Genomic DNA, 731 nt, shown 5'->3' with positions numbered 1-731 from the left:
CTGCCGAGCATCGGCAACGTCGCGAAGCCCGCCGCCGCGATCAGCATCGGCACCGCGAGATGGAAGCGGCGCTCGCGGCGGCGATCCGCGCTCATGCCGATCAGCGGCAGCGCGACGATCGCGCACGCATACGGAATCGCGGTGAACAGGCCGACCCACAGCGGATCGGCGACGCCGGCCTTGCGAATGATCGTGGGCAGCCAGAACGTGAGGCCGTACTGGCCGAGCACGACGCAGAAGTAGATCGCGGCCATCAACCACAGGCGGCGGTCGGCGACGAACGCACGAATCGACAGGTGGGCGGTAGTGTGCTCGGCGTCGGCCGACACATTGCGCGCCAGCAAGGTTTTTTCGGCATCGGTCAGCCATTTCGCGCCGGCAATGCCGTCATCGAGATACAGCAGGATCGCAAAGCCCAGCACGAACGAAGGCAACGCTTCGAGCAGGAACAGCCACTTCCAGCCCGCCATCGACATCGCGCCGTGCAGCGAATGCATGATCGCGCCCGACAGCGGGCCGCCAATGATCCCCGCCAGCGGAATCGCCATGAAGAACAGCGACAGCGCCTTGGCACGACGTGCTGATGGGAACCAGTACGTGAGGTACAGGATCACGCCTGGCGCGAAGCCCGCTTCGGCGACGCCGAGAAGAAACCGCAGCACGTAGAACGCGGCGGGCGACTTCACGAACACGAAGCTCGCGGAAATCACGGCCCACGTCAGCATGATGCG

Annotated in this window: 1 protein-coding gene; it reads right to left on the bottom strand. The window is 65.4% G+C overall.

Going from position 1 to position 731, the window contains the following annotated elements:
* The coding region (locus DID98_RS35520; protein WP_124572245.1) for an MFS transporter at window positions 1–731 on the bottom strand (731 nt) is incomplete at both ends.

Source organism: Burkholderia sp. Bp8984, from assembly GCF_003853755.1.
Lineage (GTDB): Bacteria > Pseudomonadota > Gammaproteobacteria > Burkholderiales > Burkholderiaceae > Burkholderia.
This window is presented reverse-complemented; position numbering and strand designations above follow the sequence as displayed.